Source organism: Streptococcus sp. KHUD_012, from assembly GCF_052588255.1.
The window spans coordinates 203323-228100 of record NZ_CP159355.1 but is presented as its reverse complement, the minus strand read 5'-3'; the positions used below and the strand labels follow the sequence as shown (position 1 = coordinate 228100).

Annotated in this window: 18 protein-coding genes, 20 tRNA genes and 3 rRNA genes; 40 read left to right on the top strand and 1 reads right to left on the bottom strand. The window is 39.5% G+C overall.

All coding sequences use genetic code 11. From position 1 onward, the window contains the following. Positions 1-56: 56 nt before the first annotated feature. From ABVF55_RS01365 to ABVF55_RS01350, 4 genes are all read left to right on the top strand, one after another. Entirely contained in the window at positions 57-818 is a 762-nt protein-coding gene (locus ABVF55_RS01365; protein ID WP_045764047.1) for a ParB/RepB/Spo0J family partition protein, read from the top strand. Positions 819-1084: 266 nt separating this feature from the next. Continuing rightward, complete coding sequence (dnaA, locus tag ABVF55_RS01360) at positions 1085-2443, top strand: chromosomal replication initiator protein DnaA (protein WP_003002121.1); 1359 nt, start codon at positions 1085-1087, stop codon at positions 2441-2443. A gap of 159 nt (positions 2444-2602) precedes the next feature. Beyond that, positions 2603-3739 carry a DNA polymerase III subunit beta gene (gene dnaN, locus ABVF55_RS01355; RefSeq protein WP_277839135.1) on the top strand — a complete coding sequence of 379 codons (1137 nt, stop codon included), beginning with the start codon at positions 2603-2605 and terminating at the stop codon, positions 3737-3739. Between the two features lie 12 nt (positions 3740-3751). Then, complete coding sequence (locus ABVF55_RS01350; RefSeq protein WP_003002008.1) at positions 3752-3943, top strand: DUF951 domain-containing protein; 192 nt, start codon at positions 3752-3754, stop codon at positions 3941-3943. A 35-nt stretch (positions 3944-3978) separates the two neighbouring features. Here ABVF55_RS01350 and ABVF55_RS01345 read toward each other — a convergent pair whose 3' ends face one another. Further along, positions 3979-4476, bottom strand: a complete 498-nt coding sequence (locus tag ABVF55_RS01345; protein WP_303469124.1) for a DUF1307 domain-containing protein — start codon at positions 4474-4476, stop codon at positions 3979-3981. A 178-nt stretch (positions 4477-4654) separates the two neighbouring features. On the opposite strand from ABVF55_RS01345, the gene ychF reads away from it, so the two are divergent. The 36 genes from ychF to mreD all read left to right on the top strand — a co-directional run bounded on the left by ychF (position 4655) and on the right by mreD (position 24769). Continuing rightward, a complete protein-coding gene (ychF, locus tag ABVF55_RS01340) occupies positions 4655-5770 on the top strand; it encodes a redox-regulated ATPase YchF (RefSeq protein ID WP_003010773.1) in 1116 nt (371 codons plus the stop codon). Positions 5771-5838: 68 nt separating this feature from the next. Then, positions 5839-6408, top strand: a complete 570-nt coding sequence (gene pth / locus ABVF55_RS01335; RefSeq protein WP_003009246.1) for an aminoacyl-tRNA hydrolase — start codon at positions 5839-5841, stop codon at positions 6406-6408. Positions 6409-6412: 4 nt separating this feature from the next. Next, positions 6413-9907 (top strand): transcription-repair coupling factor, encoded by a 3495-nt coding sequence (gene mfd / locus ABVF55_RS01330; protein ID WP_445285409.1) that lies wholly within the window; start codon positions 6413-6415, stop codon positions 9905-9907. Positions 9908-9975: 68 nt separating this feature from the next. Then, positions 9976-10242 (top strand): RNA-binding S4 domain-containing protein, encoded by a 267-nt coding sequence (locus tag ABVF55_RS01325; RefSeq protein WP_003002258.1) that lies wholly within the window; start codon positions 9976-9978, stop codon positions 10240-10242. Further along, entirely contained in the window at positions 10235-10603 is a 369-nt protein-coding gene (locus ABVF55_RS01320) for an FtsB family cell division protein (RefSeq protein WP_003009251.1), read from the top strand. The genes ABVF55_RS01325 and ABVF55_RS01320 overlap by 8 nt, the downstream gene beginning before the upstream one ends. 3 nt (positions 10604-10606) lie before the next feature. Next, positions 10607-10735 carry an SP_0009 family protein gene (locus ABVF55_RS01315; protein WP_003009253.1) on the top strand — a complete coding sequence of 43 codons (129 nt, stop codon included), beginning with the start codon at positions 10607-10609 and terminating at the stop codon, positions 10733-10735. After that, a complete protein-coding gene (locus ABVF55_RS01310; RefSeq protein ID WP_445285639.1) occupies positions 10728-11993 on the top strand; it encodes a serine hydrolase in 1266 nt (421 codons plus the stop codon). Before ABVF55_RS01315 ends, ABVF55_RS01310 begins: the two co-directional genes overlap by 8 nt. Next, positions 11993-13267 carry a tRNA lysidine(34) synthetase TilS gene (gene tilS, locus ABVF55_RS01305; RefSeq protein WP_302692045.1) on the top strand — a complete coding sequence of 425 codons (1275 nt, stop codon included), beginning with the start codon at positions 11993-11995 and terminating at the stop codon, positions 13265-13267. The genes ABVF55_RS01310 and tilS overlap by 1 nt, the downstream gene beginning before the upstream one ends. Before the next feature lie 4 nt (positions 13268-13271). Further along, positions 13272-13814: a hypoxanthine phosphoribosyltransferase gene (gene hpt / locus ABVF55_RS01300; protein WP_155200094.1), complete on the top strand. Its 543-nt coding sequence runs from the start codon at positions 13272-13274 to the stop codon at positions 13812-13814. A gap of 10 nt (positions 13815-13824) precedes the next feature. Further along, the gene (ftsH, locus tag ABVF55_RS01295) at positions 13825-15798 is read left to right on the top strand and encodes an ATP-dependent zinc metalloprotease FtsH (RefSeq protein ID WP_023920009.1); all 1974 of its coding nucleotides are present in this window, start codon (positions 13825-13827) and stop codon (positions 15796-15798) included. 91 nt (positions 15799-15889) lie between these two features. Beyond that, a tRNA-Glu gene (locus tag ABVF55_RS01290) sits at positions 15890-15961 on the top strand. 153 nt (positions 15962-16114) lie between these two features. After that, entirely contained in the window at positions 16115-16594 is a 480-nt protein-coding gene (locus ABVF55_RS01285) for a sigma-70 family RNA polymerase sigma factor (RefSeq protein WP_445285408.1), read from the top strand. A 243-nt stretch (positions 16595-16837) separates the two neighbouring features. Further along, a 16S ribosomal RNA gene (locus ABVF55_RS01280) occupies positions 16838-18385 on the top strand. A gap of 53 nt (positions 18386-18438) precedes the next feature. Continuing rightward, positions 18439-18511 (top strand) — tRNA-Ala (locus ABVF55_RS01275). Positions 18512-18634: 123 nt separating this feature from the next. After that, positions 18635-21535, top strand: a 23S ribosomal RNA gene (locus ABVF55_RS01270). Positions 21536-21614: 79 nt separating this feature from the next. Beyond that, positions 21615-21730: ribosomal RNA gene (gene rrf, locus ABVF55_RS01265) — 5S ribosomal RNA — on the top strand. The 16S, 23S and 5S rRNA genes sit together here with 19 tRNA genes alongside, the layout of an rRNA operon. Before the next feature lie 34 nt (positions 21731-21764). Then, positions 21765-21837, top strand: a tRNA-Val gene (locus tag ABVF55_RS01260). Between the two features lie 2 nt (positions 21838-21839). After that, positions 21840-21912: transfer RNA gene (locus tag ABVF55_RS01255), tRNA-Asp, on the top strand. Between the two features lie 24 nt (positions 21913-21936). Beyond that, a tRNA-Lys gene (locus tag ABVF55_RS01250) sits at positions 21937-22009 on the top strand. Between the two features lie 6 nt (positions 22010-22015). Further along, positions 22016-22097, top strand: a tRNA-Leu gene (locus ABVF55_RS01245). 17 nt (positions 22098-22114) lie between these two features. Beyond that, a tRNA-Thr gene (locus ABVF55_RS01240) sits at positions 22115-22187 on the top strand. Positions 22188-22210: 23 nt separating this feature from the next. After that, positions 22211-22282: transfer RNA gene (locus tag ABVF55_RS01235), tRNA-Gly, on the top strand. 7 nt (positions 22283-22289) lie between these two features. Then, positions 22290-22375: transfer RNA gene (locus ABVF55_RS01230), tRNA-Leu, on the top strand. Between the two features lie 19 nt (positions 22376-22394). Continuing rightward, positions 22395-22468 (top strand) — tRNA-Arg (locus tag ABVF55_RS01225). A 36-nt stretch (positions 22469-22504) separates the two neighbouring features. After that, positions 22505-22578: transfer RNA gene (locus ABVF55_RS01220), tRNA-Arg, on the top strand. A 19-nt stretch (positions 22579-22597) separates the two neighbouring features. Next, positions 22598-22671: transfer RNA gene (locus ABVF55_RS01215), tRNA-Pro, on the top strand. 6 nt (positions 22672-22677) lie between these two features. Then, positions 22678-22751, top strand: a tRNA-Met gene (locus ABVF55_RS01210). A 16-nt stretch (positions 22752-22767) separates the two neighbouring features. Further along, positions 22768-22841 (top strand) — tRNA-Ile (locus ABVF55_RS01205). Between the two features lie 10 nt (positions 22842-22851). After that, positions 22852-22941 (top strand) — tRNA-Ser (locus ABVF55_RS01200). 9 nt (positions 22942-22950) lie between these two features. Next, a tRNA-Met gene (locus ABVF55_RS01195) sits at positions 22951-23024 on the top strand. Positions 23025-23027: 3 nt separating this feature from the next. Next, a tRNA-Phe gene (locus tag ABVF55_RS01190) sits at positions 23028-23100 on the top strand. A 16-nt stretch (positions 23101-23116) separates the two neighbouring features. Further along, positions 23117-23187: transfer RNA gene (locus tag ABVF55_RS01185), tRNA-Gly, on the top strand. Between the two features lie 33 nt (positions 23188-23220). Then, positions 23221-23294, top strand: a tRNA-Ile gene (locus tag ABVF55_RS01180). 4 nt (positions 23295-23298) lie between these two features. After that, positions 23299-23386, top strand: a tRNA-Ser gene (locus ABVF55_RS01175). A 62-nt stretch (positions 23387-23448) separates the two neighbouring features. Beyond that, positions 23449-24267: a rod shape-determining protein MreC gene (gene mreC, locus ABVF55_RS01170; RefSeq protein ID WP_003009264.1), complete on the top strand. Its 819-nt coding sequence runs from the start codon at positions 23449-23451 to the stop codon at positions 24265-24267. 1 nt (position 24268) lies between these two features. Next, complete coding sequence (mreD, locus tag ABVF55_RS01165) at positions 24269-24769, top strand: rod shape-determining protein MreD (RefSeq protein WP_070666584.1); 501 nt, start codon at positions 24269-24271, stop codon at positions 24767-24769. Positions 24770-24778 lie beyond the last annotated feature (9 nt).

Sequence of the window (24778 nt, the reverse complement as noted above, 5' to 3'; positions counted from 1 at the left end):
CATACTTGTAAACACACCTTTACGAATTTGTAAAGGTGTGTTATTCTATTCATAAGATGGAAAAATTAGAAAAAATAGCGGTAAAGGACATTCGAACCAATCCTTTCCAACCAAGAAAAGTATTTGATCAAGAAAAATTAGAAGAACTGGCTCAGTCAATCAAAGAAAATGGCTTAATTCAACCCATTATTGTCAGAAAATCTCCAATAATTGGTTTTGAATTGCTTGCAGGTGAAAGACGTTTTAGAGCTTCAAAAATTGCTGGATTAGAGCTTGTTCCTGCGATTATTAAAGAGTTAACGGATCAAGAAATGATGCGACAAGCCATTATCGAAAATCTTCAACGAGAAGATCTCAATCCAATCGAAGAAGCTATATCCTACCAGAAGCTAGTTGATCATGGCTATAAGCACGACCAAATCGCTCAATTTATGGGGAAATCTAGACCCTATATCAGCAATATGCTTCGCTTGTTACATCTAGCTCCCTCTGTTCAAGAGGCAGTCATTCAAAATGATATTTCTTCGGCTCACGCGCGTGTTCTCGTTCCTCTTGATGAAGAGGAGCAGCGCTTTTGGTTGGAGCGAATCAAACAGGATCATTTAAATGTTCGAACATTAGAGAACAAGATCAGTTCAAAAAGAAAACAGAAAAATAAAAAGGTAAAAGAAAATTTCCTACTAGAAGAGGAACAACGATTGAAAAAAATATTGGGAACAGAAGTGACGATACACTCCTCTTCGCAAAATAAAGGAACTATCCAAATTTCTTTTTCAAGTCTCGATGAATACCAACGAATTATCAACAGCCTAAAATAAGGCTGTTATTTTTATTTTTGTATTGACAAGTTTTTCCACCATAATAATCTTTTGCAAATATAATAAAAATAAGGATATTCTCTAGTTATCCCCACTTTGTGGATAACTTTTAAAAACAATGTGAATTTAAATCCACAACTTGTGGAAAAGTTTAAAAATATAATTTTCTTCCCTAAAATTTAGCCTGTGGAAAACTATTTTCGTTTGTGGTAGAATAGGAGTAAGTATGATTTGATACAATTCAAGAAAAGGAGGGAAGTCTGATAGTGTCACAAGAAGAGCAATTTTGGTCTCGTTTTTTAGAATTAGCCCAATTACAACTAAAAGATAGTGCGTATGACTTTTTTGTCGCTGATTCAAAATTAGTCAAAATCGATGGAGAGACAGCTACCATTTATCTTGATGGAAATTATAAAGAATTGTTTTGGGAAACAAATCTAAAAAATGCTTTGATCACAGCCAGCTTTGAAGTCTACAATACAGATTTGAAGTTCCATTTCGTTTTTGAAGATACCGAAGAAATTCCTAGTAATCATAGCAGTGAGAATAGGAGACTGTCTTCAGGTAGCTTAACAACCGAACCGTTACCTAAAATTGATACAGGTCTGAAATCGAAGTATACCTTTGATAATTTTGTGCAAGGGGATGGAAATATTTGGGCGAAAGCAGCAGCGCTTGCAGTTTCTGAAAATCTTGCAACAACTTACAACCCTCTCTTTATCTATGGTGGACCAGGGCTTGGAAAGACTCACCTATTGAATGCAATTGGAAATCAAATCCTAGAAAATATTCCAAATGCACGGGTTAAGTATGTCCCAGCAGAAACCTTTATTAATGAATTTTTAGAGCACCTTCGATTAGGAGAAATGAAGACTTTCAAAAATACATATAGAAGTCTTGATCTCTTATTAATTGATGATATTCAATCACTTGGTGGAAAAAAAGTAACCACTCAAGAGGAATTCTTTAATACCTTTAATGCCCTCCATAGCGACAACAAACAGATTGTTCTAACAAGCGATCGAAGTCCGGATCATTTAGATAGTCTTGAAGAGCGGCTGGTTACTCGTTTCAAATGGGGACTAACGCAAAATATAACACCACCTGATTTTGAAACTCGGATTGCCATCTTACGGAATAAAATTGAAGATCTAGACTATATTTTTCCTAATGACACACTGGAATATCTAGCAGGTCAGTTTGATTCAAATGTCCGAGACTTAGAAGGTGCCTTAAATGATATTTCTTTAATGGCGAAGGTGAAAAAACTAAAAGAAATTACGATCGATGTTGCTGCTGAAGCTATTCGAGCTCGTAAAAACGATAATAGCAAGACGCTTGTCATCCCCATTGAAAAAATTCAGGAAGCAGTTGGAGCCTTTTATGGAGTCAGTGTAAAAGAAATCAAAGGTTCTCGAAGGGTTCAAAATATTGTCCTAGCACGACAAGTAGCTATGTATCTTTCAAGAGAGATGACGGACAACTCACTTCCTAGAATCGGAAAAGAATTCGGTGGGAAAGACCACACGACTGTCATTCATGCCTATGAAAAAATTAAAAGTATGGTCGACACAGATGATAATCTACGACTCGAAATTCAAAGTATCAAGAAAAAGTTAAATTAATCTGTGGATAACTTCCTCTTAACTTCTAGGGGTTATACACAATTTTTAAACAAGTAACTTTTCAAGTCATAGACAGGATTCTGAGAGTTTTCCACAACTTTCACACAACCTACTATTACTATTAACTTACTAATCATAAAATAAATAAAAGGAATGACCATGATAAATTTCTCTATTAACAAAACTTTATTTTTACAAGCACTAAATACTACCAAAAGAGCGATCAGTTCAAAAAATGCTATCCCAATTCTTTCCACGATTAAAATTGATGTCACTCCAGAAGGAGTTGCCTTATCTGGATCGAATGGCCAAATTTCAATTGAAAACTTTATTTCTATTAAAGATGAAAATGCAGGTTTATTAGTGACTTCTCCAGGTTCTATTTTATTGGAAGCAACTTTCTTTATTAATGTGGTTTCAAGTTTACCAGATGTTACTTTAGATTTTAAAGAGATTGAACAAAAACAAGTTCTCTTAACAAGTGGTAAATCAGAAATTACACTTAAAGGAAAAGATGCAGATCAATATCCACGTATCCAAGAAATTGCTGCAAGTAATCCATTAGTTTTGGAAACAAAATTATTAAAACAATTGATTAATGAAACGGCATTTGCAGCAAGCGTACAAGAGAGTCGTCCAATTTTGACAGGCGTTCACTTTGTTTTATCAGATAATAAAGAGCTAAAAACAGTAGCAACAGACTCTCACCGTATGAGTCAAAAAGTGATTACACTGGAGAAAAATGGAGACAACTTTGATGTCGTCATCCCAAGTCGTTCTCTTCGTGAATTCACCTCTGTCTTTTCTGATGATATTGAAACAGTTGAAGTTTTCTTTGCTAACAATCAAATCCTCTTTAGAAGTGAACACATTAGTTTCTATACCCGTTTGCTAGAAGGAAATTATCCTGACACAGACCGTCTCATTCCAACAGAGTTCAATACAGAGGCAACCTTCAATGTAGCCAACCTTCGATTTGCAATGGAGCGTGCTCGTCTTCTTTCAAATGCGACTCAAAACGGAACGGTTAAATTAGAGTTCAAAAATGGAGTGGTTTCTTCCCACGTTCATTCACCAGAAGTTGGACGAGTAAATGAAGAAATCGATACTAACGCTGTTTCAGGAGAGGATTTGTCTATTAGCTTTAATCCAACTTATTTGATTGAGGCGCTCAAAGCTATTGACAGTGAACAAGTTGTGATTCGTTTTATTTCTTCTGTTAGACCGTTTACCTTGGTTCCAGAAGGAAATGAACAAGGGTTCATTCAATTAATTACGCCAGTTCGCACAAATTAACATAGGTGAATCATGTATACGTTAGGTGATTTTGTAGAAATGAAAAAGCCTCACGCTTGTGTGATAAAAGAAACAGGCAAGAAGGCAAATCGTTGGGAAATTACGCGACTTGGTGCAGATATAAAAATCAAGTGTAGCAATTGTGATCATGTGGTCATGATGAGTCGTCATGATTTTGAACAGAAAATGAAGAAAGTATTATAAAAGGTTCAGTCACTTATGTGACCGAACCTTTTCAATTATTTTAATTCTTCAAATTTTCCATTTTTAACTTCTTTGAAACCACTTTGTTTCATCATATCAACAGTTGATTTGTAGCTGATATAGTCAACTTTTTTATCTTTTTGTGTCGTTACTAATTTCTTTTCAATTAGCTGATCTAAGTCTGCCTTTTCATAATTTAGAGTTGTTTTTTCGACCATATAATCATCTTTGTATTCAGCAGAATGTGTGAATCCTTTGACATCTTTGTATTCTTCGTCATATTTATCGATCATTTCCTTTAATTGATCTTTCGTAACCCCTGCCTCTTTGTAATAAATAGTAGTGGTAGTTTGGTTACTGATCGCTTTATCACCTTTATGTTCTAGTGTAATCCGAATGTCTGTTTTCTTTTCTTGGTTGATTCCTTGAAGATAGGATTTTTGAACAGATTGTTGTCCACAAGCTCCAAGAAGAAAGAGTGTAAAGATAGCGATTAAAGAAAGGAAAATAGATTTCCATGTTTGTTTTTTCATCTGAAAAACTCCTTTGTTAGTTATTAAATAGAGTATACCATATTTATCTTTTTTGAACGTTACAGTTTGATGAAAAAATCTAGTTTCAAAGGTCATGAAATATTTCATTTTTCATCACTTGTCTTTTGAATTATGTTATAATAAAAGAGATTGAAATTTGAACGGAGAAAAAGAAAAAATGGCATTAACAGCAGGTATCGTTGGCTTACCAAACGTTGGTAAATCAACCCTATTTAACGCAATTACAAAAGCAGGAGCAGAGGCCGCAAACTATCCCTTTGCGACCATTGATCCAAACGTCGGTATGGTAGAAGTTCCTGATGAACGACTACAAAAATTAACTGAAATGATTACTCCTAAGAAGACAGTTCCGACCACTTTTGAATTTACAGATATTGCTGGAATTGTAAAAGGTGCATCAAAAGGAGAAGGTCTCGGGAATAAATTCTTGGCTAATATCCGTGAAGTGGATGCTATTGTCCATGTGGTACGTGCTTTTGATGATGAAAATGTCATGCGGGAGCAAGGGCGTGAAGATGCCTTTGTCGATCCACTGGCAGATATCGATACTATCAATTTAGAATTAATTTTAGCCGACTTAGAGTCTGTCAATAAACGCTATGCGCGTGTAGAAAAAATCGCTCGTACACAAAAAGATAAGGATTCTGTTGCGGAATTTAATGTTCTACAAAAAATCAAACCAGTTCTTGAAGATGGTAAATCAGCTCGGACCATTGAATTCACTGAGGAAGAACAAAAAGTGGTGAAAGGACTTTTCCTTTTGACTACCAAACCAGTCCTTTATGTAGCTAATGTAGATGAAGATGTTGTTGCGGATCCAGATTCTATCGAGTATGTGAAGCAAATTCGTGACTTTGCGGCAACAGAGAACGCGGAAGTCGTGGTGATTTCTGCGCGTGCTGAGGAAGAAATTTCTGAGCTAGATGATGCAGATAAACAAGAATTTTTAGAGGCGATTGGCCTAACAGAGTCTGGAGTTGATAAACTTACGCGTGCAGCTTATCACTTGTTGGGACTTGGCACTTATTTCACAGCTGGTGAAAAAGAAGTGCGTGCTTGGACCTTCAAACGTGGCATGAAAGCTCCTCAAGCAGCTGGAATCATCCACTCCGATTTTGAAAAAGGATTTATTCGTGCCGTGACTATGTCCTATGATGATTTGGTCAAATACGGTTCTGAAAAGGCTGTAAAAGAAGCAGGACGCTTGCGAGAAGAAGGAAAAGAATATGTCGTTCAAGATGGCGACATCATGGAATTCCGTTTTAATGTATAAGAGAGTTAAAAAGATGTAAAGGTTGGAAAAAATATTTCCAACCCTTTTAGTGTTTTGAAAGGAAAGAGATGACGAAATTAATTGTTGGATTGGGAAATCCAGGTGATAAGTATTTTGAAACCAAACACAATGTAGGCTTTATGTTAGTTGATCAAATGGCAAAGTCTTTAAATCTTACTTTCTCCCATGATAAGATTTTTCAAGCTGATATCGCCTCAACATTTTTGAATGGAGAAAAGGTCTATTTTGTAAAGCCGACCACTTTCATGAATGAGAGTGGAAAAGCAGTCCATGCCCTTCTGACTTATTATGGTCTGGATATTGAAGATCTTTTGGTTATTTACGATGATTTAGATATGGAAGTTGGTAAGATTCGTCTTCGAGCGAAAGGATCAGCGGGAGGTCATAACGGAATCAAATCGATTATTAATCATATTGGAACTCAGACTTTTTATCGAATTAAGATTGGAATTGGAAGACCTAAGCAGGGCATGTCAGTGGTTCATCATGTCTTAGGAAAATTTGATAAAGACGATTACATCACCATTCTACAAACAATCGATCGAGTAGAAGAAGCGGTTAATGATTACTTGGTAGAAGAAAATTTTGAAAGAAGCATGCAGAAATACAACGGGTAAGTAGATGAATGTAATTGATTTAGTGAGTCAAAACTCCAACCTTCTATCCTGGCAACAAGGTTTGCAAAAAAATAATAGGGAATTGATCTTAGGATTGTCTGCAACCACAAAAGCTGTTGTAATGGCTTCAGCCTTTGATTCTATTGAAAAAGCAGTCCTCATTACTTCCAGTTATAACGAAGCGGAACGATTGGCTAGTGATTTTATTGCCTTACTTGGAGAAGAGAAAGTTCATACATTTTTGGGAGATGATAACCCTTTAGCAGAATTTGTTTTTGCTTCACAAGAAAGGCAATTTGCACGATTAGAGGCTTTGAACTTTTTATGCCAAGAAGATCGTCAAGGCATCCTTGTGACCAATGTGAGTGGTATAAAACTACTATTACCTTCTCCTAAAGTTTTTGCATCTAGCATTTTTCAATTGAAGGTTGGTCAAGAAATAGACTTAACTACTCTGAGTGAAACATTACAGAAGATTGGCTACCAAAAGGTGAGCCAAGTTTTGCAACAGGGAGAGTTTAGTCTACGAGGAGATATTTTAGATATCTTTGAGATCGACCAACTCCAACCCTATCGGATTGAATTTTTCGGAGATGAGATTGATGGAATCCGAATCTTTGACCCAGAAAGTCAGCGTTCTGTTGAAAATGTTGAAGAAGTTCAACTGAAGGCAGTGAGTGATCTATTGTTGCAAGAGGAAGATTTTATCCGTGGTCAGCAGCAAATAGAACAATTGCAAGAACAGAGTGCAAATGAAGAATTTAAATCTTATCTAGCAGAAATTCTGGGAGATATTTCTCAAAGGAAACTCCATCCGGATCTTAGGAAATTTATTAGTTTCTTTTACAAAAAGCAATATACCCTATTCGATTATCTCCCTAAACATACTCCAGTCTTTCTGGATGATTATCAAAAAATAGCAGACCAAATAGCGAGATTTGAACTAGATACAGCTAATCTCTTGACGGAAGATTTACATAAAAATAGAGCTTCTTCTCGCCAAGTGTATTTTGCAGACACCAGTACAACATTACGAAAATATACGCCTGCAACTTATTTTTCAAACTTTCAAAAAGGATTAGGAAATCTGAAGTTTGATCATTTGTATCAATTCAATCAATATCCCATGCAGGAGTTTTTTGGACAATTTGATTTACTAAAAGAGGAAATTGAACGGTATCGAAAATCAAACTATACTGTTATTGTCCAAGCAACTTCTCATCACAATCTTCAACAGCTCCATAAAAATTTAGAAGAGTATGGGATTCGATTAGATTATATTGATGGGGATACGATCATTCCTCAAGCTAGTCAATTAGTCGTTGGAGGATTAGCTCACGGTTTTCAATTTGTTGATGAAAAAATTGTCTACATTACAGAATCAGAGATTTATCAGAAAAAGATTAAGCGAAAGATTCGCAGGCAAAATATTTCCAATGCAGAACGTCTAAAAAATTATAATGAACTGGAAAAAGGGGACTATGTTGTTCACCAAGTTCATGGTATTGGTCAATATTTGGGAATTGAAACGATTGAAATTTCGGGTGTCCATCGTGATTATGTTTCAATTCAATATCAAAATGGAGATCGCATCTCGATTCCTGTCGATCAGATTCAGATGTTGTCCAAATACGTTGCAAGTGATGGAAAAACGCCAAAAATTAACAAGTTAAATGATGGGCGTTTCCAAAAAACGAAGCAAAAGGTTCAGACCCAGGTGGAGGACATTGCGGATGATTTGATAAAACTTTATGCGGAGCGTAGTCAATTAGAAGGCTTTGCCTATTCCCAAGATGATGAAAATCAAGAGGCTTTTGAACAAGATTTTCCATATATTGAAACAGATGACCAATTACGTTCCATTGAAGAAATTAAAAAAGATATGGAATCGAATCGTCCGATGGACCGATTACTGGTTGGAGATGTCGGTTTTGGGAAAACAGAGGTCGCTATGCGAGCAGCCTTTAAGGCAGTAAATGATCATAAACAAGTAGCAGTGCTGGTTCCTACCACTGTTCTTGCCCAACAACATTATGCCAATTTTAAGGAGCGTTTTGAATCTTTTGCGGTAGAAGTTGCTGTTTTAAGTCGTTTCCAGAGTAAGGCAGAGAAGAAAGAAACGCTTGAAAAGTTGAAAAAAGGACGAGTGGATATTATTATTGGAACTCACCGGCTCTTGTCCAAAGATGTTGTTTTTTCAGACTTAGGCTTAATCGTGATCGATGAAGAACAACGTTTTGGAGTGAAGCACAAAGAAACCTTGAAAGAATTGAAAAAAAAGGTGGATGTGCTTACCTTGACAGCTACCCCTATACCTCGAACTCTTCATATGTCTATGCTAGGAATTCGAGATTTGTCTGTCATCGAAACACCTCCGACCAATCGGTATCCTGTGCAAACTTTTGTATTAGAGACCAATCCAACCATTATTCGAGATGCTGTGTTGAGGGAAATGGATCGTGGAGGACAGGCCTATTATCTTTATAATAAGGTAGATACAATTGAACAAAAGGTGTCTGAATTAAAAGAGTTGATTCCAGAGGCTTCGATTGGCTTTGTTCATGGTCAAATGAGTGAAGTTCGCCTGGAAAATACCCTGTTGGATTTCATTAATGGCGAATACGATGTCTTAGTGACGACAACCATTATTGAGACAGGTGTGGATATTCCAAATGCTAATACACTCTTTATTGAAAATGCGGATCATATGGGACTTTCAACGCTTTATCAACTAAGAGGTCGTGTAGGACGAAGCAATCGAATTGCTTATGCCTATTTGATGTACCGGCCAGACAAATCTCTTACAGAAGTGTCTGAAAAACGTTTAGAAGCTATTAAAGGTTTTACTGAGTTGGGGTCTGGATTTAAAATTGCTATGCGAGATTTATCGATCCGTGGAGCAGGGAATATCCTTGGAGCTTCTCAATCTGGTTTCATCGATTCAGTTGGTTTTGAAATGTATTCTCAATTGTTAGAAGAAGCTATTGCTAAGAAACAAGGCCAAGAGCATCGCAGGCAAAAGAGCAATGCAGAGTTGAACCTTCAAATAGATGCGTATTTACCTAATGAATATATTTCAGATCAACGTCAAAAAATTGAAATTTACAAACAAATTCGTGAAATGAATTCTGCGACGGACTATGAATATTTGCAAGATGAATTGATCGATCGTTTTGGAGAATACCCAGATGTTGTGGCCTACCTACTTGAAATTGGTTTAGTGAAAGCTTACTTGGATCAAGTCTTTGTCCGTCTTGTTGAAAGAAAACAACAAAAAGTGACAGTGAAATTTGAACCTATTGCCAAACAACTGTTTTTAACACAGGATTATTTCAAAGCTCTGTCAATGATACAGTTAAAGGCACAGATTGCAGAAGAAAAAGGATTGATTGAAGTGATCTTCGATATTCGAAATAAGAAAGATTTTGAAATTTTAGAAGCTCTGAAGCAATTTGGTCAAACCTTATTGGAAATTAAACAGGAAAAAGAAGAGAACTAGCAGTTCTTAGCTCATTTTTCGCATTTTATGTATAAAAAATGATACAATACTATGTTAGAGGTGACAGTATGAGATTAGATAAATATTTAAAAGTTTCTCGCATTATTAAGCGTCGTCCTGTTGCAAAGGAAGTTGCAGATAAAGGGCGAATCAAAGTCAATGGAGTATTAGCCAAAAGTTCAACGGATTTGAAAGTGAATGATCAAATTGAAGTTCGTTTTGGAAATAAAGTATTGACGGTTAAAGTCTTGGAAATGTTGGATAGTACCAAAAAAGAAGATGCATCCAAAATGTATGAAATCATTAGTGAAACAAGGATAGAAGAAGATGCCTAAAAATATCGTTCAAATGAACAATAAATATATCAAAGACGAAAGTCAGCGAAAACGTTTTTTAGAAGAAGAAAGAAAAAAACGCAATCGTTTTCTGGGACTCGTCTTGATATTGGTCATGTTACTATTTATTCTTCCAACTTATAATTTAGCCCAGAGCTATCAATCGCTACAAGATAAAAAAGAACAATACAAACAGTTGGAAAAAGAGTATAAAGAAACAAGTGAACAAAAAGAATACCAACAAGACATCGCTAAAAAATTAAAAGACGATGATTATGCAACAAAATATGCACGCGCTAAGTATTCTTTTTCAAAAGATGGTGAATATGTTTATACCATCCCAGATTTACTCCCCCAATAACCGATGGAAAATATCTTACAAACAGTTAAACAATTCCTTGAATTTTCGGATGAAAAATTAGAGGAATTAAAAAAGAAAAACCAAATGATTAAACTTCAAAAGGATGAAAAGGAAAGGAATACAGGTGTCTAAACGATTTCTGCTCCTATTGTTAGTTCCAATTTTATTTATTGGGTCTCAAGCAGCGAGTATCGAGCAGTCTGAGTCTTCTCAGACAATGGCTCATCCATCAGAACTTTATTTTTCTTCAATTCCAGCGAATCCTAATGTCTATCGCAAAATTTCTGTTTTTTCTGATCCTCAGTTGAAAAAAGCAAAAGGAGAAATTCTTCCCAACACACCGTTTACAATCGAACAACTCTTTGTAAATGATGAAGGGAAAGCTGTATTTAAAATAGCAGATAAAGGATATGTATTAGCAGATTCTTCTGTCATTTTTTCTGATGTTGTACAAGAAACACAAGAAAAAAAACAAGACATGTGGCTAAAACCTGGTTTTAAAGTGTATGACCGACCTTTAATAAATGGTGCAAAAGAAAAAAATACACCTCTTTCTCCTTATACAAAAGTGACAGTCTTACGTACAGCTAAGACTTTACGAGATGAGTTTGTGGAGATTGAAGGTCAGGGCTGGGTGAACAAAGCATTCGTCACCGAAAAAGATAATCGAATGGAAAAAGTCCAGGACTTGTTAAATAGTAAATACAATTCTCCTTCGTATGGAATCTATGTAAAACAATTAACGACTGGAAATACTGCTGGAATCAATCCGCAAAAAGAAATGTATTCTGCCAGTGTAACAAAATTACCATACTTGTACTACGTCCAAGAACAGCTTAATAAAAAAGCCATTTCCCCAACTACAACCTACAAATATATTCCAGAAGTCAATGATTTCAAAGGAGGCTATGAACCAGAAGGAAGTGGTAGTCTTTCAAAAACACCCGATGGAAAAGAATACAGTGTTCAAGAGTTGGTAGATAAGATTGCAAAAGAATCAGATAATGTTGGACATAATATCTTGAATTATTATGTCACTCATCAATCAGATCAAGACTTCCAAAAAACTTTGGATAAGATTGCAAAGAAACATTGGGATGTTGAAAAAAGAGAAGCATCCGCTGAAATGGCTGGCAATGTCATGGAGGCTGTCTATCAACAAAATGGCTCTATTATTGATGCGCTCTCCTCTACAAAATATGATGATCAACGGATTGCGCGTGACCTTCCAGTAAAAGTTGCTCATAAAATTGGAGATGCCTATGATTTTAGACATGATGTTGCGATTGTATATACAAATTCACCCTATGTAATAGCCATTTTTACAGATCATTCGAATTATGATACGATTTCCAACATTTCAAAAGATATCTATGAGGTATTGAAATAATGGAAAAGCGATTTTTAGAGTTTTGTGAAAAACAAGATCTATTTACTCCCCATCGCCGTGTTTTGGTTGCCTTATCTGGTGGATTGGATTCAATGAATCTGTATGAACTTTTATATAAGAATAAAGAACGATTGAAAATCCATCTGGTACTCGCTCATGTCAATCATGGACAAAGACCAGAATCGGATTTAGAAGAAAGTGAACTTCGAACGCTAGCTGATAGGCGAGAGACACGTATCTATGTGGCTCACTATTCGGGTGATTTTACAGAAGCAAAAGCTCGTACCTTTCGTTATGATTTTTTAAAACAGATCATGGAGAAAGAGGATTGCACCGCTTTAGTAACAGGTCATCATGCAAACGATCAAGCTGAAACAACTTTCATGCGCTTGATACGAGGAACAAAATTACGCCATTTAAGTGGCATTCCTGTACGCCAACCATTTGGCAAGGGTGAGCTAATCCGTCCTTTGTTAACTTTTACCAAAGATGAGTTGATGGAAATCCCTCACTTTGAAGACAGTAGCAATGACTCACAGGACTATTTTCGAAATCGTGTACGCCATCAATATCTTCCTGAATTTGAAAAAGAAAATCCTCAAATGCAAGCAAGTCTTCGCTATTTAGCAGAGGAAGTGACTCATTGGCACCAGGCACTGAAAGAATTGACTAGTGGGTTAAGCATTCAAGATTTAGCTTCTTTTAGAACGTATTCTCATTCTGTACAATCATTCTTATTAGAAGAGTATCTGGCACAATTTCCAGATTTGCAACTTGGTAAGGTACAGTTTCAAGAATTATTAGATTTACTGCGAAAAAAAAGAAATTGCGTTCATTATTTAAAGTCGAATTATGAACTACATCAAGAATATGATTTCTTTAAAATACAAAAAATCAGTCAAAAGTCGGATGACCACCCCCTCCCATTTTTGTTAGAATTTGGGAATATCTTTGAAATTGCAAATTATAAACTATCTTTTGGACAACCATTAGTAGGGGAAAATGTAGAAATTCTTTCTGTTTCACGCGAAACTCCCATCTTAATTAGAAGGAGAAAGGAAGGAGATCAGCTACTTGTTAATGGCCACCATCAAAAATTAAGACGGTGGTTTATCAACCATAAAATTCCAATTTCTCTTCGGCAAAAGGCTCTCATTATAGAACAAAATCATAATATTCTTTCTGTAGTGGGATTGGTAACGAGTGATTTGAGTAAGCCCTCAAAAAGTGGTATAATGAAAGATAGTCTTTATATTCAAAAAATAGATAGGTAAAAACATGTTAGAAAAAGATATAAAAAAAGTATTGGTTTCACATGATGAAATTGTAGAAGCAGCAAAGAAATTGGGTGAAACTCTCACAAAAGAGTACCAAGGAAAAAATCCAATTTTTGTTGGAATTTTGAAAGGCTCTGTTCCATTTATGGCAGAGTTGATCAACCACGTGGATACACATATTGAATTGGATTTTATGCTGGTTTCAAGTTATCATGGTGGTACAGCAAGCTCAGGTATCATTAATATTATCAAGGATATCGACCAAGATATTACTGGTAGAGATATTTTATTTGTAGAAGATATTATCGATACAGGCAAAACCCTCAAAAATCTAAAAGAACTCTTTGAAGAACGAAATGCAGCATCTGTGAAGATTGCTACCTTACTGGATAAACCTGAAGGACGTTTGGTTGAGATCGAAGCAGATTACACCTGCTTTACGATTCCAAATGAGTTTGTTGTAGGATATGGTTTAGACTATGATGAAAATTATCGTAACCTACCCTATGTTGGTGTATTAAAAGAGGAAGTGTACTCAAAATAGAGGAGACTAGATGAATAACAGAAAAAATAACGGTTTTGTTCGAAATCCATTTCTGTATTTGTTGATTATTGTAGCGGCTGTGACAGGATTCCAGTACTTTTTTGCGGGTAATGGGGTTGGTCAAAGTCAGCAAATCAACTACACAGAATTGGTTAAAGAAATTAAAAATGATAATGTAAAAACGATCAGTTACCAACCAAATGGTAGTGTGATTGAAATTGCAGGGACCTATAATAAAGCTAAAGAATCAAAAGATGATACGGGAATTCAATTTTTTACCCCGAGTGTTCAAAAAGTATCTCGCTTTACTAGTGTCATCCTTCCATCTGATATCACCGTCAATGAATTACAAAAATTAGCAGCTGACCATAAAGCAGAAATCACCATCAAGCGTGAGAGCTCAAGTGGCATGTGGATAACAATTCTCACTTCAATTGTTCCATTTGTTATCGTCATGTTCTTCTTCTTCTCCATGATGAACCAAGGCGGTGGCGGAGGTGCTAGAGGCGCAATGAACTTTGGTCGCAATAAAGCCCGTGCTGCTAATAAAGAAGATATTAAAGTTCGTTTTTCAGATGTGGCAGGAGCTGAGGAAGAAAAACAAGAACTTGTTGAAGTTGTTGAGTTTTTGAAAGATCCAAAACGCTTTACTAAATTAGGAGCAAGGATTCCAGCAGGTGTGCTTCTTGAAGGCCCTCCGGGAACTGGTAAAACCCTTCTAGCAAAAGCAGTAGCTGGAGAAGCTGGAGTACCATTCTTCAGTATCTCTGGTTCTGACTTTGTTGAAATGTTTGTCGGAGTCGGAGCTAGTCGTGTTCGTTCACTTTTCGAAGATGCTAAAAAAGCAGCCCCAGCCATTATCTTTATCGATGAAATTGATGCTGTTGGGCGTCAACGTGGTGTAGGTCTTGGTGGCGGAAATGATGAACGTGAACAAACCCTCAACCAGCTCCTGATTGAGATGGATGGTTTTGAAGGCAATGAAGGAATCATCGTGATCGCAGCAACCAACCGTTCTGATGTTCTTGACCCTGCCCTTCTTCGTCCTGGCCGTTTTGACCGTAAAGTATTGGTTGGACGTCCAGATGTGAAAGGTCGTGAGGCGATTCTTCGTGTTCACGCTAAGAATAAACCACTTGCTCAAGATGTTGACTTAAAACTGGTTGCTCAACAGACACCAGGATTTGTCGGTGCTGATCTTGAAAATGTTTTGAACGAAGCAGCCTTGGTAGCGGCTCGTCGAAATAAAAAAGTAATTGATGCTGCTGATATCGATGAAGCAGAAGATCGTGTTATTGCAGGACCATCTAAGAAAGATCGGACGATTTCACAAAAAGAACGTGAAATGGTTGCTTATCATGAAGCAGGTCATACGATTGTTGGTCTGGTCTTATCAAATGCCCGAGTGGTTCATAAAGTTACTATTGTTCCACGTGGTCGCGCAGGCGGTTACATGATTGCCCTTCCAAAAGAAGATCAAATGTTACTTTCTAAAGAAGACATGAAAGAACAATTAGCAGGGCTCATGGGAGGACGTGTTGCCGAAGAAATTATTTTTAATTCGCAAACAACAGGTGCTTCAAATGACTTTGAACAAGCAACCCAAATGGCGCGTGCAATGGTGACAGAATATGGTATGAGTGAAAAACTTGGACCCGTTCAATATGAGGGAAATCATGCGATGTTTGGTGCTCAAAGCCCACAAAAAATGATTTCAGAACAAACGGCTTACGAAATTGATGAAGAAGTTCGTGGTCTCTTGAATGAAGCACGAAACAAAGCTGCGGAAATTATTCAAGGAAATAGAGAAACGCATAAACTGATTGCTGAAGCTCTATTAAAATATGAAACCTTGGATAGTGTTCAAATTAAATCATTATACGAAACAGGAAAAATGCCCGAAAATTCAGAGCATGAATTAGAAGAAGAAGCAAAACCTCTATCATATGATGAGATTAAATCAAAATTAGAAGAAAACAACTAATTTAAAAGAAGGAAAATATTTCCTTCTTTTTTTATTAAAAAAGTGTTGACAGAGTAAAAATATTCTGTATAATAGAATATGTTGTAAAAATGGTCCGTTGGTCAAGGGGTTAAGACACCGCCTTTTCACGGCGGTAACACGGGTTCGAATCCCGTACGGACTATCGATAAACTGTCACCAAGTGGCAGTTTTTTTGTGTATTTGGACAAAATAGTTAAAATAATAACCAAATAGTTAAAAAAACGAGCAGAATAGAAAAAAAGTCCAATAGGCTTCTTTATTTTTATAAAATACAGATAAAAGTAAAGGAGAGCTTATGGAATTTAATAAAATGTATCAAAAAGTAAAATATATCGTAAGAAAATGTGAAAAAGAATATTATATTCAATTATGGGAAAAAGACGATTGGGAACAGGAAGGTCAGCTAACTCTGTTTGAACTTTATCAAAAAAATCCTGAAATTGAAACAAATGAAGAATTACTTTATACATATTTCAAAACAAAATTTAGAAATCATATTAAAGATAAAATAAGACAACAGGAAAGTGATAAAAGAAAAATTAATAGACTTCCATATATTGAAATTGGGGAAATTAGCCACAGAATTTCGTCAAGAAAAATGTATTTAGACGAACTGGTAGTTCTAAGAGATTCTTTAAAGGATTTTAAAGAAAAATTAACAGCAAAAGAAAAAGAACAATATGAAGCATTACTATCAAACAGAAGATGTCAAGGAAAAGCAAAAATGAAAAAGAAATTAGAGAAGTATCTAAAGGATTTTAAAGATTCCATTTAAAAACTGAAAGTTAACAGTGTTTTAAAAAAACTTTTAAAAAATCAAAAAAAAATGAAAAAAGATATTGACAGTAAGGTCAGGTCATGATATACTAATATAGTTGTCGCGCGAGAGCGACAAAGACCTTTGAAAACTGAACAAGACGAACCAATGTGCAGGGCGCTATAACGAAAGTTATAGTAACTGAACAATAAAAAACAATAAATCTGTCAGTGACAGAATGAGTTTAAGACAAACAATTATTTTAATGAGAGTTTGATCCTGGCTCAGGATGAACGCTGGCGGCGTGCCTAATACATGCAAGTAGAACGCTGAAGCTTGGTGCTTGCACCGAGCGGATGAGTTGCGAACGGGTGAGTAACGCGTAGGTAACCTGCCTGGTAGCGGGGGATAACTATTGGAAACGATAGCTAATACCGCATAACAGTAGATATTGCATGATATCTGCTTGAAAGGGGCAATTGCTCCACTACCAGATGGACCTGCGTTGTATTAGCTAGTTGGTGAGGTAACGGCTCACCAAGGCGACGATACATAGCCGACCTGAGAGGGTGATCGGCCACACTGGGACTGAGACACGGCCCAGACTCCTACGGGAGGCAGCAGTAGGGAATCTTCGGCAATGGACGAAAGTCTGACCGAGCAACGCCGCGTGAGTGAAGAAGGTTTTCGGATCGTAAAGCTCTGTTGTAAGAGAAGAACGAGTGTGAGAGTGGAAAGTTCACACTGTGACGGTAACTTACCAGAAAGGGACGGCTAACTACGTGCCAGCAGCCGCGGTAATACGTAGGTCCCGAGCGTTATCCGGATTTATTGGGCGTAAAGCGAGCGCAGGCGGTTAGATAAGTCTGAAGTTAAAGGCTGTGGCTTAACCATAGTACGCTTTGGAAACTGTTTAACTTGAGTGCAGAAGGGGAGAGTGGAATTCCATGTGTAGCGGTGAAATGCGTAGATATATGGAGGAACACCGGTGGCGAAAGCGGCTCTCTGGTCTGTAACTGACGCTGAGGCTCGAAAGCGTGGGGAGCAAACAGGATTAGATACCCTGGTAGTCCACGCCGTAAACGATGAGTGCTAGGTGTTGGGTCCTTTCCGGGACTCAGTGCCGCAGCTAACGCATTAAGCACTCCGCCTGGGGAGTACGACCGCAAGGTTGAAACTCAAAGGAATTGACGGGGGCCCGCACAAGCGGTGGAGCATGTGGTTTAATTCGAAGCAACGCGAAGAACCTTACCAGGTCTTGACATCCCTCTGACCGCTCTAGAGATAGAGTTTTCCTTCGGGACAGAGGTGACAGGTGGTGCATGGTTGTCGTCAGCTCGTGTCGTGAGATGTTGGGTTAAGTCCCGCAACGAGCGCAACCCCTATTGTTAGTTGCCATCATTCAGTTGGGCACTCTAGCGAGACTGCCGGTAATAAACCGGAGGAAGGTGGGGATGACGTCAAATCATCATGCCCCTTATGACCTGGGCTACACACGTGCTACAATGGCTGGTACAACGAGTCGCGAGTCGGTGACGGCAAGCTAATCTCTTAAAGCCAGTCTCAGTTCGGATTGTAGGCTGCAACTCGCCTACATGAAGTCGGAATCGCTAGTAATCGCGGATCAGCACGCCGCGGTGAATACGTTCCCGGGCCTTGTACACACCGCCCGTCACACCACGAGAGTTTGTAACACCCGAAGTCGGTGAGGTAACCATTTGGAGCCAGCCGCCTAAGGTGGGATAGATGATTGGGGTGAAGTCGTAACAAGGTAGCCGTATCGGAAGGTGCGGCTGGATCACCTCCTTTCTAAGGAAATGGAAACCTGTACGTTGGTCTTGTTTAGTTTTGAGAGGTCTTGTGGGGCCTTAGCTCAGCTGGGAGAGCGCCTGCTTTGCACGCAGGAGGTCAGCGGTTCGATCCCGCTAGGCTCCATTAACACTGTAAGGGTGTTAAGATTGAACATTGAAAATTGAATATCTATATCAAATAGTAACAAGAAAATAAACCGAAACGCTGTAAATATTTAAAGAGTTTAGGTCGTAAGACCAAAAATAAGGTTAAGTTAATAAGGGCGCACGGTGGATGCCTTGGCACTAGAAGCCGAAGAAGGACGTGACAAACGACGAAATGCTTTGGGGAGCTGTAAGTAAGCGACGATCCAGAGATGTCCGAATGGGGGAACCCACTAGCTGATGGCTAGTACTCCTATCTGTTAAGGATAGGTAGAGGAAGACGCAGTGAACTGAAACATCTAAGTAGCTGCAGGAAGAGAAAGCAAAAGCGATTGCCTGAGTAGCGGCGAGCGAAACGGCAGGAGGGCAAACCGAAGAGTTTACTCTTCGGGGTTGTAGGACTGCAATGTGGACTTAAAGATTATAGAAGAATGACATGGGAAGGTCAGCCAAAGAGAGTAAGAGCCTCGTATTCGAAATAGTCTTTATACCTAGCAGTATCCTGAGTACGGCGGGACACGAGAAATCCCGTCGGAATCTGGGAGGACCATCTCCCAACCCTAAATACTCTCTAGTGACCGATAGTGAACCAGTACCGTGAGGGAAAGGTGAAAAGCACCCCGGGAGGGGAGTGAAATAGAACCTGAAACCGTGTGCCTACAACAAGTTCGAGCCCGTTAATGGGTGAGAGCGTGCCTTTTGTAGAATGAACCGGCGAGTTACGATATGATGCGAGGTTAAGTTGAAGAGACGGAGCCGCAGGGAAACCGAGTCTGAATAGGGCGCATTAGTATTATGTCGTAGACCCGAAACCATGTGACCTACCCATGAGCAGGTTGAAGGTGAGGTAAAACTCACTGGAGGACCGAACCAGGGCACGTTGAAAAGTGCTTGGATGACTTGTGGGTAGCGGAGAAATTCCAAACGAACTTGGAGATAGCTGGTTCTCTCCGAAATAGCTTTAGGGCTAGCGTCGACATTAAGATTCTTGGAGGTAGAGCACTGTTTGGGTGAGGGGTCCATCCCGGATTACCAATCTCAGATAAACTCCGAATGCCAATGAATTATGGTCGGCAGTCAGACTGCGAGTGCTAAGATCCGTAGTCGAAAGGGAAACAGCCCAGACCACCAGCTAAGGTCCCAAAATAATTGTTAAGTGGAAAAGGATGTGGGGTTGCACAGACAACTAGGATGTTAGCTTAGAAGCAGCTATTCATTCAAAGAGTGCGTAATAGCTCACTAGTCGAGTGACCCTGCGCCGAAAATGTACCGGGGCTAAAACAATTTACCGAAGCTGTGGATACCTTTATAGGTATGGTAGGAGAGCGTTCTATGTGTGGAGAAGGTGTACCGTGAGGAGCGCTGGAACGCATAGAAGTGAGAATGCCGGTATGAGTAGCGAAAGACAGGTGAGAATCCTGTCCACCGTAAGACTAAGGTTTCCAGGGGAAGGCTCGTCCGCCCTGGGTTAGTCGGGACCTAAGGAGAGACCGAAAGGTGTATCCGATGGACAACAGGTTGATATTCCTGTACTAGAGTATGTAGTGAAGGAGGGACGCAGTAGGCTAACTAAAGCGTGCGACTGGAAGTGCACGTCTAAGCAGTGAGGTGTGAATTGAGTTAAATGCTTAATTCTATAACATTGAGCTGTGATGGGGAGCGAAGTTTAGTAGCGAAGTTAGTGACGTCACACTGCCAAGAAAAGCTTCTAGCGTTTAAACATACTCTACCCGTACCGCAAACCGACACAGGTAGTCGAGGCGAGTAGCCTCAGGTGAGCGAGAGAACTCTCGTTAAGGAACTCGGCAAAATGACCCCGTAACTTCGGGAGAAGGGGTGCTGGCTTTAAGTCAGCCGCAGTGAATAGGCCCAAGCAACTGTTTATCAAAAACACAGCTCTCTGCTAAATCGTAAGATGATGTATAGGGGGTGACGCCTGCCCGGTGCTGGAAGGTTAAGAGGAGTGCTTAGCGTAAGCGAAGGTATGAATTGAAGCCCCAGTAAACGGCGGCCGTAACTATAACGGTCCTAAGGTAGCGAAATTCCTTGTCGGGTAAGTTCCGACCCGCACGAAAGGCGTAATGATTTGGGCACTGTCTCAACGAGAGACTCGGTGAAATTTTAGTACCTGTGAAGATGCAGGTTACCCGCGACAGGACGGAAAGACCCCATGGAGCTTTACTGCAGTTTGATATTGAGTGTCTGTGCCACATGTACAGGATAGGTAGGAGCCATAGAGATCGGGACGCCAGTTTCGATGGAGGCGTTGTTGGGATACTACCCTTGTGTTATGGCCACTCTAACCCGGTAGGTTCATCATCTACGGAGACAGTGTCTGACGGGCAGTTTGACTGGGGCGGTCGCCTCCTAAAAGGTAACGGAGGCGCCCAAAGGTTCCCTCAGAATGGTTGGAAATCATTCGCAGAGTGTAAAGGTATAAGGGAGCTTGACTGCGAGAGCTACAACTCGAGCAGGGACGAAAGTCGGGCTTAGTGATCCGGTGGTTCCGTATGGAAGGGCCATCGCTCAACGGATAAAAGCTACCCTGGGGATAACAGGCTTATCTCCCCCAAGAGTTCACATCGACGGGGAGGTTTGGCACCTCGATGTCGGCTCGTCGCATCCTGGGGCTGTAGTCGGTCCCAAGGGTTGGGCTGTTCGCCCATTAAAGCGGCACGCGAGCTGGGTTCAGAACGTCGTGAGACAGTTCGGTCCCTATCCGTCGCGGGCGTAGGAAATTTGAGAGGATCTGCTCCTAGTACGAGAGGACCAGAGTGGACTTACCGCTGGTGTACCAGTTGTCTCGCCAGAGGCATCGCTGGGTAGCTATGTAGGGAAGGGATAAACGCTGAAAGCATCTAAGTGTGAAACCCACCTCAAGATGAGATTTCCCATGATTTTATATCAGTAAGAGCCCTGAGAGAAGATCAGGTAGATAGGTTAGGAGTGGAAGTTGTGTGAGCAATGGAGCGGACTAATACTAATAGCTCGAGGACTTATCCAAAGAGTCAGAAGATATTGACAACGTTAGTTTAACTTGTTAGAATATAGATATTCAATTTTGAATGTTTAAACATTCAGAGTTAAGTGACGATAGCCTAGGAGATACACCTGTACCCATGCCGAACACAGCAGTTAAGCCCTAGAACGCCGGAAGTAGTTGGGGGTTGCCCCCTGTGAGATAAGGTAGTCGCTTAGCAAGAGATTGAGCCTAGTTCATTCTAGGCTCATTTGGGAGTTTAGCTCAGCTGGGAGAGCATCTGCCTTACAAGCAGAGGGTCAGCGGTTCGATCCCGTTAACTCCCATAGGTCCCGTAGTGTAGCGGTTATCACGTCGCCCTGTCACGGCGAAGATCGCGGGTTCGATTCCCGTCGGGACCGTTAAGATAATGAAAATTATTTTAAGACTCGTTAGCTCAGTTGGTAGAGCAATTGACTTTTAATCAATGGGTCACTGGTTCGAGCCCAGTACGGGTCATATTTTGCGGGTTTGGCGGAATTGGCAGACGCACCAGATTTAGGATCTGGCGCTTTACGGCGTGGGGGTTCAAGTCCCTTAACCCGCATAGAAGAATAATAATGAGCCGGCTTAGCTCAGTTGGTAGAGCATCTGATTTGTAATCAGAGGGTCGCGTGTTCAAGTCATGTAGCCGGCATTTTTTTATATAAAGAAAGCGATGCGAACGTAGTTCAGTGGTAGAACACCACCTTGCCAAGGTGGGGGTCGCGGGTTCGAATCCCGTCGTTCGCTTGAGGAGGCCGGGGTGGCGGAACTGGCAGACGCACAGGACTTAAAATCCTGCGATTGGTAACGATCGTACCGGTTCGATTCCGGTCCTCGGCATAGATAAAGGTTGAAAGAAGCACCCTTAGCTCAACTGGATAGAGTACCTGACTACGAATCAGGCGGTTAGAGGTTCGACTCCTCTAGGGTGCATGGTCGCAAGGCTATGTAGTAATTGAATAGGAACGAGCACCCTTAGCTCAACTGGATAGAGTACCTGACTACGAATCAGGCGGTTAGAGGTTCGACTCCTCTAGGGTGCATAAAGCGTAAGCTTTAGATCGGGAAGTAGCTCAGCTTGGTAGAGTACTTGGTTTGGGACCAAGGTGTCGCAGGTTCGAATCCTGTCTTCCCGATATTATGGCGGTGTAGCTCAGCTGGCTAGAGCGTCCGGTTCATACCCGGGAGGTCGGGGGTTCGATCCCCTTCGCCGCTATATTGTTGATCTTGTTGGACCTTTAGCTCAGCTGGTTAGAGCTCTCGGCTCATAACCGAGTGGTCGTAGGTTCAAGTCCTACAAGGTCCATTGTTATCTTGGAGGATTACCCAAGTCCGGCTGAAGGGAACGGTCTTGAAAACCGTCAGGCGTGTAAAAGCGTGCGTGGGTTCGAATCCCACATCCTCCTTAATATTAACGCGGGATGGAGCAGCTCGGTAGCTCGTCGGGCTCATAACCCGAAGGTCGTAGGTTCAAATCCTGCTCCCGCAATTTGGCTCGGTAGCTCAGTTGGTAGAGCAATGGATTGAAGCTCCATGTGTCGGCGGTTCGATTCCGTCTCGCGCCATTTCTTTTAATAATAAGCGGGTGTAGTTTAGTGGTAAAACTACAGCCTTCCAAGCTGTTGTCGCGAGTTCGATTCTCGTCACCCGCTTTGAACATAGGTTCTTTACCAAGTTTTTAACTTGGGCGCGTAGCTCAGGTGGTTAGAGCGCACGCCTGATAAGCGTGAGGTCGGTGGTTCGAGTCCACTCGTGCCCATTTTGGAGAATTACTCAAGAGGCTGAAGAGGACGGTTTGCTAAATCGTTAGGTCGGGTAACCGGCGCGGGGGTTCGAATCCCCCATTCTCCGTATAATTTCCAAGTTTGAGATGTCATCTCAAACTATTTTTTATATTTTTGAAGGTTTTGTCTATGTTCTTGAATCGATTCTTTAAAATTTTTAGTTTTGTGTTTGTTTTAACTGTTTCAGGAATTTTATTTCTTTTTCCATCTGTTAGAACTTCTATTGTTTTAAAATCTTCTGATATATTAGCTATTGTTGATAAGGCAGTATCGGTACCATTTGTTGTTGTGGAATCTAAGGCAAAGGATTTAAAGAATTTATCTGAATTAAATGAAGAAAACCGTTCGTTAAAATCACGTCTTTATCAAAAGGATATTGACCAGTCAAAACTTAACCGTTTGGAATCAGAAAATAGAGAATTACAGGATTTGATGTCAATCAAGAATTCTGTATCGGGTTCTAAACAAGTCGTTAGTGAGATTATTGACCGTAATTATGGTTCGTGGGATCAGGAATTTGTTATTGATAAAGGTAGTTCAGATGGAATTTCTGATTCTATGTTTGTTCTTTCGTCTGGTGGCGTCATTGGTGTGGTAGAAAGTATAGAGAAAAATTCTAGCAAAGTGAAACTATTAGTCGAAGATACTATTTCTTCACAACACCTGACGTTTAAAATTGAGAGTCAAGGTCAATCTATTTTTGCTTTATTAAATGGTTATGACGAGAAGACAGGTGAGTTTCGGTTGTTGCAAATTGGAGATCCAGTTGAAATTAAAAAAGGATCTCTGGTTTCAACAAGTGGTTTAGGAAAATATAAGAGTAGTGACTTACCTCTTGGTACAGTGACTTCTACTCAAAAGGCATCTGATCAGTTAGGGCAAGAAATTCGTGTGAAACCAAAGGCTAATTTAGATGTCAATCGTTATGTACTATTGATTGGAGAGTAGTGTGAAAGTCATACGTAAGTACCATTTTTTCCCTTTAATCTTATTCTTATCTTTATTTGTTGACGGACAGATCTCTTTTCTTATTTCTCGTTTTTGTCCAAACTCCTTTGAACCTACTTCATTTTTATTTCTATATGGTTTTATGTTGTTAAGTCTCTATTTCTCTGAGATAGCTAGTATTTGGTGGGGAGTCTTCTTTGGTTTTTGTTTTGATGTGTATTTTTTACACACCCTAGGAATTGCCTTCCTAGTATTTCCTTTACTACAGGTGATTTTTTATCGGTGTAATCAGATTATTTTGGTCAATCGATTGACTCGTTTTTTTACATTTTTATTAACGATTCTATTATTTCAGATTTTAACAAACCTTCTTTTGATTCTTTTTATCGGTATAAAATTTAACTGGATTACACTAATTATTTACCAAATTTTTCCAAGTTTAATTTTGAATGTGCTTCTATTAATAGTATTACAGCCTTTACTTGAAAAGATTTATTTATAAACTCGAAAT

What these genes read in the sequence shown, in the direction of transcription:
- ABVF55_RS01365 (WP_045764047.1), top strand. Translation starts at nt 57, where the DNA reads ATGGAAAAATTAGAAAAAATAGCGGTAAAGGACATTCGAACCAATCCT.
- dnaN (WP_277839135.1), top strand. Translation starts at nt 2,603, where the DNA reads ATGATAAATTTCTCTATTAACAAAACTTTATTTTTACAAGCACTAAAT.
- ABVF55_RS01350 (WP_003002008.1), top strand. Translation starts at nt 3,752, where the DNA reads ATGTATACGTTAGGTGATTTTGTAGAAATGAAAAAGCCTCACGCTTGT.
- ABVF55_RS01345 (WP_303469124.1), bottom strand. Translation starts at nt 4,476, where the DNA reads ATGAAAAAACAAACATGGAAATCTATTTTCCTTTCTTTAATCGCTATC.
- ychF (WP_003010773.1), top strand. Translation starts at nt 4,655, where the DNA reads ATGGCATTAACAGCAGGTATCGTTGGCTTACCAAACGTTGGTAAATCA.
- pth (WP_003009246.1), top strand. Translation starts at nt 5,839, where the DNA reads ATGACGAAATTAATTGTTGGATTGGGAAATCCAGGTGATAAGTATTTT.
- mfd (WP_445285409.1), top strand. Translation starts at nt 6,413, where the DNA reads ATGAATGTAATTGATTTAGTGAGTCAAAACTCCAACCTTCTATCCTGG.
- ABVF55_RS01325 (WP_003002258.1), top strand. Translation starts at nt 9,976, where the DNA reads ATGAGATTAGATAAATATTTAAAAGTTTCTCGCATTATTAAGCGTCGT.
- ABVF55_RS01320 (WP_003009251.1), top strand. Translation starts at nt 10,235, where the DNA reads ATGCCTAAAAATATCGTTCAAATGAACAATAAATATATCAAAGACGAA.
- ABVF55_RS01315 (WP_003009253.1), top strand. Translation starts at nt 10,607, where the DNA reads ATGGAAAATATCTTACAAACAGTTAAACAATTCCTTGAATTTTCGGAT.
- tilS (WP_302692045.1), top strand. Translation starts at nt 11,993, where the DNA reads ATGGAAAAGCGATTTTTAGAGTTTTGTGAAAAACAAGATCTATTTACT.
- hpt (WP_155200094.1), top strand. Translation starts at nt 13,272, where the DNA reads ATGTTAGAAAAAGATATAAAAAAAGTATTGGTTTCACATGATGAAATT.
- ftsH (WP_023920009.1), top strand. Translation starts at nt 13,825, where the DNA reads ATGAATAACAGAAAAAATAACGGTTTTGTTCGAAATCCATTTCTGTAT.
- ABVF55_RS01285 (WP_445285408.1), top strand. Translation starts at nt 16,115, where the DNA reads ATGGAATTTAATAAAATGTATCAAAAAGTAAAATATATCGTAAGAAAA.
- mreC (WP_003009264.1), top strand. Translation starts at nt 23,449, where the DNA reads ATGTTCTTGAATCGATTCTTTAAAATTTTTAGTTTTGTGTTTGTTTTA.